General features: G+C 39.5%; 5 protein-coding genes. All 5 read right to left on the reverse strand.

Annotation, left to right across the window (positions count from 1 at the left end):
- Nucleotides 1–77: 77 nt before the first annotated feature.
- Nucleotides 78–1,580, reverse strand: a complete 1,503-nt coding sequence (locus tag I2G61_RS16090; RefSeq protein ID WP_195548466.1) for a class I SAM-dependent DNA methyltransferase — start codon at nucleotides 1,578–1,580, stop codon at nucleotides 78–80.
- Nucleotides 1,580–2,635 (reverse strand): Fic family protein, encoded by a 1,056-nt coding sequence (locus tag I2G61_RS16095; protein ID WP_195548467.1) that lies wholly within the window; start codon nucleotides 2,633–2,635, stop codon nucleotides 1,580–1,582. The genes I2G61_RS16090 and I2G61_RS16095 overlap by 1 nt, the downstream gene beginning before the upstream one ends.
- Before the next feature lie 686 nt (nucleotides 2,636–3,321).
- Entirely contained in the window at nucleotides 3,322–4,341 is a 1,020-nt protein-coding gene (locus I2G61_RS16590; RefSeq protein ID WP_370544685.1) for an ATP-binding protein, read from the reverse strand.
- The gene (locus tag I2G61_RS16705) at nucleotides 4,311–4,553 is read right to left on the reverse strand and encodes an AAA family ATPase (RefSeq protein WP_200798748.1); all 243 of its coding nucleotides are present in this window, start codon (nucleotides 4,551–4,553) and stop codon (nucleotides 4,311–4,313) included. The genes I2G61_RS16590 and I2G61_RS16705 overlap by 31 nt, the downstream gene beginning before the upstream one ends.
- Before the next feature lie 263 nt (nucleotides 4,554–4,816).
- Complete coding sequence (locus I2G61_RS16105) at nucleotides 4,817–6,097, reverse strand: amidohydrolase family protein (protein WP_195548468.1); 1,281 nt, start codon at nucleotides 6,095–6,097, stop codon at nucleotides 4,817–4,819.
- Nucleotides 6,098–6,338: the final 241 nt, after the last annotated feature.

A 6,338-nucleotide genomic window follows, 5' to 3' on the forward strand; every position in this document is an offset into this window, starting at 1 on the left:
CAAGGAAAATATCATCAAAAGATTTTACCACGTCCATCCCTATAAATCCGAATTTATCATTCAGATTTTCCTCCTTTCTATTCCTCCAGTAAAGCCTTTAATTCTTCTAAATTCTTATCTATTTCTTTGTTTAATGCCACAATATCCGCAAGTATTTCATGAGTTGGCGCATACTCCACTTTTTCATACACGACTTCTTTATATTTGTTAATAGAAAGATCATAGTTGTTATTCACAATTTCTTCTTTATTGACAAAGAAGCTTTGATCTGTACGTTTTCTATCAATTTCTTTATCAAGGTTTTTAAATCTATTAATGATATCTGGAATATCATTTTCTTTGACTATTGAACGTTTATCATCCAATGAAAAGCCGTCAGCTTTCATATCATAGAACCAGACTTTATCTGTTCCACCGTGACCTGTCTTCGTGAAAATGAGGATTCCTGTAGAAACTCCGGCATATGGCTTAAATACGCCAGACGGCATGGAAATGACAGCTTCCAGTCGATTCTCCTCAATAAGCGCTTTTCTGATTTGCACATGAGCGTTGCTTGATCCAAACAAAACTCCGTCTGGAACAATACAAGCGCAACGACCGCCAATCTTTAACATTCTTATAAATAAAGCCAAGAATAACAACTCAGTCTTTTTTGTTTTAGCGACTTTTAACAGATCGGATGATACGGATTCCGCATCTAATGTGCCTTTAAACGGAGGATTGGCTAAAACTAACGAGTATTTATCCTGATCCAAATTTTGATCCGAAAGACTGTCCCGATACTCAATGAAAGGAGATTCTACCCCATGTGTCATCATGTTCATGGCTCCAATTCGAAGCATCGTTCGATCCATATCAAAACCATGAAACATATGATTCATGTAGTGATCTCGATTTTCCTTATTCATTAAAATATCATTTTTATAAGTGTCGATAAGATAAGTACTGGCTTCAACTAGAAATCCTGCGGTTCCACAAGCAGGATCACAAATCGTATCTTCTGGTTTCGGATTTACTAATTTGACCATCATTTCAATAATATGTCTTGGTGTTCTGAACTGACCATTCCTGCCCGCCGTCGCAATCTTCGACAAAAGATATTCGTATACATCTCCTCGGATATCTTTTTTTTCAGATTTGCTCATAGAATCATAAATATCATCCAGTGAATCAATGACCTTAGATAAAACTAAAGGAGTTGGTAATTTAAATATCGCATCATCCATGTATTTTGAATACGCACTGTTCTTATCAGCATGTAGATTCTTAATAAAAGGAAAAACCCAATCTTGCATAATCTCATACATCTTGCCGGCAGGAAAATCATGAAAGACTGACCATTTAAGTTGATTCCCATTAATTGACCTTTCACCAATTTGAACTTGTTCTGAGAAAATACTTTTAAAGGGTAAACCCAGTATCGCATTTTCTTTTGCATTTTTATTATCTACATCATCTAAATCACGAATGAACATTAGATACGTTATTTGCTCAATAACTTCTAACGGATTGGTTAAGCCACCTGCCGCAAAGATATCCCATAAACTATCAATCTTATTTTTTAATTCACCTGTAATCATTATTCTTTCTCCTCATTCCAAATATAGGAAGTATATCTTCCTCCGCTAATCTTGATGATTTCTCCTTTATCAACTAATTCAATTAAAGCTCTTTGAATCGTAATCTGACTGATGTCCGGACATTGTTTCATAATCTCCGTTTTTGTAATCTTGCCCACATTTCGTTTAATAATTGCGCGTACCCTTTCAGGTTTAGAAAATCCGGATTCAATCAGAATTTGGACTCGTGAAGAAAAATCGCGATATGCGGCAACAATGGCACCTAGATAATATTCAACAAAGGGTGTATAGTCATTATTATTTTCATGCCAGCCTAGCGAACTTTGCTGCAAAGCTTCATAATAGCTTTCTTTTGTAGTTTCAATTAGCTTTTCGATGCTGATATATTTGCCGACAATATAGCCTGATTTATACAAAAGTAATAATGTTAGTAATCGGCTCATTCTTCCGTTGCCATCATTAAACGGATGAATGCAAAGGAAATCTAAAATAAACATGGGCATCAAAAGAAGTGGATCAACATTATCTTTCAAGGCTTGATTGTATGCATCACATAATTCATCAATAGCTTCAGGCGTTCTCCATGATTCGACGGGGCGAAATCTGATTTTACTATTCCCTTGAGAATCCGTTTCAGCGATGATATTATCGGCATTCTTATATTTTCCACCAATGCTTAAACCTGTAAACTTATACATCCCTCCATGCAGCTGTAAAAAGTAATTTGATCGAATCGGAATGTAATCATAGTTTTCGTGAATCATATTTAATATGTCCCGATAACCCGCTATTTCTTTCTCATTTCTGGTCTTAGGCATCGTTTTATCCATAACAATTTTCTTTAATCGCTCATCAGATGTATAAATGCCTTCAATCTTATTCGACGCGTCTACGCTTTGAATCTTTGCAATTTCAACAAGATCGCTTAATTTATCTGCATTGGATTCAATGAACAGATTTTGTTCCCCTTTATATTCATGAATAGTTGTCAATAAGGAAACAATTTGAGGTGTCAATAAACTTTTCGATAATTCGCTATATTCAAATTTTTTCATATCCGTCTCCTTTCTGCAGAGAAACATCAATAAGTCCAGAAATCAGAATTCCTATTTAAACGAATTTAGAATTTATGCTTTCCGACAGTTTCATTATAGATTCAATATTATCAAAAAGCAATTCAATTTTATCATTTTTTGAATTTTGATATAATTAAAATCTAAAATGATAAAATTGAATTGCTAAAAAAGTGAACTTGAATTATTAGATTAGGACATCGTTGCGTTTAATCATGCCATAACTTTACTTAATTAAGGTCTCATAATAGAGATATGAGATTGGTTTTCGGGTTTTTTTCACCATTTTACGCAGTCTTTTTCCAAACCGTCATAAAAATCAATGACCACCTCATATGTTGTCTTATTGCTGCTGGATCATTATTACCATAATCAGGATCTTGATCATCACACATATAGTATATAAAAGACTTTTTTTGACCGGGTTCAGCACTACATTATCATAGCATATTTTTTTCTTACCCTTTACGATGGCAGGGCAAAACAAAATAAGAAGATTCATCAATTCCCTCTACAATTTCATAATTCATTATTCCGCTCACCTTCCTTGGCTATTCTTAAAGCTTACTTACTAAAATCTTTAACCAGTCCTCAGAGCTTTACAGACCTGCATGATTTTTTCGATCGTATTCTGAGCACACCACGTAATACCGAAGAACATATCGCCCCTATGCATTCGATTCTTCAAGCAGCCAGTCAATGACATTCACGACTTTAATTCCATTGTAATTTCCGGGTGTAAAACGATCCAAAGTAAGAACAATTTTCTCATAATTATCCTGGATATTTTGCAGAGGCTTCATTTCACGATTAAACGTTTCTTCCGCCGTCATGTTCGCTGTTACCTGAATATACGTGATTATATCCTGTTTTTGAGCTACAAAGTCAATTTCTGTATTTCCCAGTTTACCGATATACACGCGATATCTTCTTCGTAGAAGTTCTAAATATACGATATTTTCAATCGAAAAACCGAGATCATAATTCTTTCGCGGCAGCATCACAGTCCGAAGTCCTAAATCCACAAGATACCATTTCGCATTAACCTTCAGTAATTGTTTTCCTACGACGTCAAAACGATCTGCCTTGTAAAAAATAAACGCTTCTGACAAAGCTTCCATGTAATCGCTCACGGTATTCGGCGAAATTTTTCTGCCGCTGGAAATCAGCGTATCTGTTACCTTTTTAGCGGATACCGGACTGCCAACGACACTCGCCAAATAACGAGCGATGGTAAGCAATAACGCCGCATCTGTTGTTTTTCGCTGATTCCCGTCGTTATTTTTTCGATTCTGACGTTCTTCGATATCTTTTACAACGACTGTATTCAGAATTCCTTCCAGATAATCCGGAGCTTTTTCGGATGTCTTGTTCACTGTGGCAAGATAAGGAAAGCCGCCGTTACGCATATAGTTCAAAAATGCCTGATCGAGATTCTCTGGTTTTTGCGCTTCAACAACTTCCTTGAAGGATAAAGGCAACAACGTAATTTCAATATAGCGGCCTGACAATAAAGTAACTAAATCACCAGAAAGTAAATAAGTATCGGAAACTGTTATATAAATATCCACATTTTCCTTTAAAAAGAGACTGTCGACGACTTTTTCAAAAGCTTCTACTCTTTGAATTTCATCAAGAAAGATATAGGTCCTTTTATTTAAACAAAGCTGCTTTTGAATAAAGCATATAGTGTCTTATAATCTAACAAAGCTTCATCTTCCAAGCCATCAAAATTGATTGAAATAATTTGATCTTCTATTATCCCTTCTTTTATCATACGTTCCTGCATTTGCTTTAATAGTGTCGATTTTCCGCAACGGCGAATACCGGTGATCACCTTGATGACTTTTTCATCTTTCCAGGCTGAAAGCTGATCTAAGTATGTCTTTCTTTCTATCATGATCGTCCTCCACTATACGTTCTCATCGTAGCCTGAATTCAATTTTTATAATCGATAATTCTATTATTACTCCTATGGGTGGATTGATTTCTATTATGATATCTGGAATAGCCCTATTCAATTTTATCATTTTTGTAAATTTGATATCATTGAATCTCCAAATGATCAAATTGACTGCTTATTCATCCCTCTTTAAGCTTTATAAACTGATCGCCGGGCTGTATCTCTGCAGTCCGGCGACCTGTGTCTTTATATCCTTATGTCTAAATAAACTGATCCAGCGCCTGTTCGACCTCCGGCATTTTCTTGACCTGCGGGTCCGCATAACGCTTGCCGCGGGCGACCACCATGCTGACCTTCCTCAGCGCTGTTAAATCTTCCAGCGGATTCTTTTCCGTGACGATGAAATCCGCACACTTGCCGACCTCGATGGAACCTGTCTGATCATCGATTCCCACCAGCTCGGCGTTGCGTTTAGTCGCGGTATACAGCGCGAAAGCGTTGGAAACACCGCAGAACTTATGGTAGTAGTTGACTTCCCGCCACATATCGTAATGCGTGATATACGGACATCCCGTGTCCGTGCCCAGGCCGACCGGAATGCCGTTGGCCAAACATTCCTTCGCACATTCGACAATGCCGTCGAAAACGACCTTGCCATTGTACTGTTCCATTTCCGAAACATGACTGACAGCCCGGTCAAATAATGCATAAGGCAGGGCGGGTGACAGTGTTGCCACCTGGCAGGCCTTGCGGTCTTTGAACAGCTGGATAATCTCCGCGCTCGGCATCGCGCCATGCTCGATCGTATCGACGCCGTTTTCCAACGCGACCTGTACGCCCTGCGGACTTTCCACATGCGCCGCTACCTGCAGCCCCAGAGCATGCGCTTCTTCGCACGCCGCCTTCACGATTTCCGGCGACATTTTCAATTCTCCCGGCTCCCCTTTAACCTTCGCGTCCAGCACGCCGCCAGTGATCATCAGCTTGATCAGATCCGGCTTTTCCTTGGCGATCTGACGAACAAAAGACCGTGCCTGTTCCGGAGAGGTCGCCTCATACGCCAATGATCCGGCCATGTGGCCGCCCGGCACGGAAATTGCCATATTCCCCGCCAAAATCCGCGGTCCGTCAATTTTGCCCGCCAGCACCGCATCGCGGATTTTCGTATCGACGTCCTCAACGCCACCGACCGTGCGGATCGTCGTTACGCCGCTCATCAGCTGTGTCTTTGCGTACCCTTCGCACATCTTCAACATGATTTTGCGCAGGAAATTGTTGCTTGTCATCAGCTTGACCAATTTCTTCGGATCACTCTGTTTCTTCTTCGGCTTGCCGTTAGCCGGCAGATGAACGTGCAGATTGATCAACCCCGGCATGATGTACTGCCCTTTCAGATCGACGACCTGCGCGCCTTCATAAGCGGACTGCTGCGGCTCGACCGCGATAATTTTTTCCCCTTCGGTAATCACGGCCATCCCCGTCTGCGGTTCCATGTTCTCGGAACCATCTAACAGGATTCCATGGATATAAACTGTTTTCATAAGTCACCCTTCCCTTTCCTATCATTATAAGAGTTTCTTTTTCAGATTGAAACCGCTTTGCGAGAGAATGGGTCAATAACTGCCGATCCCTTTCTGAAACTCATGAAAACAAATCAGTTCTACGCCGGTTCCCGTCTATTTTTCTTCCTTCCGTCTGGCCGGGATTCAATCCCTTTAATCTTTTTCTGGCTCTTTCAAAAATAGTGTTGGTGAGAGAAAAACCGAAACAAGAAAGACGCAG

The organism is Holdemania sp. 1001095H_141210_F2, from assembly GCF_015558105.1.
In the GTDB taxonomy this organism is placed as follows: Bacteria; Bacillota_I; Bacilli_A; order Erysipelotrichales; family Erysipelotrichaceae; genus Holdemania.

Bases quoted from the DNA above. Each gene is read 5' to 3' on its own strand.
- I2G61_RS16105 (WP_195548468.1), bottom strand. From the start codon at position 6,097: ATGAAAACAGTTTATATCCATGGAATCCTGTTAGATGGTTCCGAGAAC.
- I2G61_RS16705 (WP_200798748.1), bottom strand. From the start codon at position 4,553: ATGATAGAAAGAAAGACATACTTAGATCAGCTTTCAGCCTGGAAAGAT.
- I2G61_RS16095 (WP_195548467.1), bottom strand. From the start codon at position 2,635: ATGAAAAAATTTGAATATAGCGAATTATCGAAAAGTTTATTGACACCT.
- I2G61_RS16090 (WP_195548466.1), bottom strand. From the start codon at position 1,580: ATGATTACAGGTGAATTAAAAAATAAGATTGATAGTTTATGGGATATC.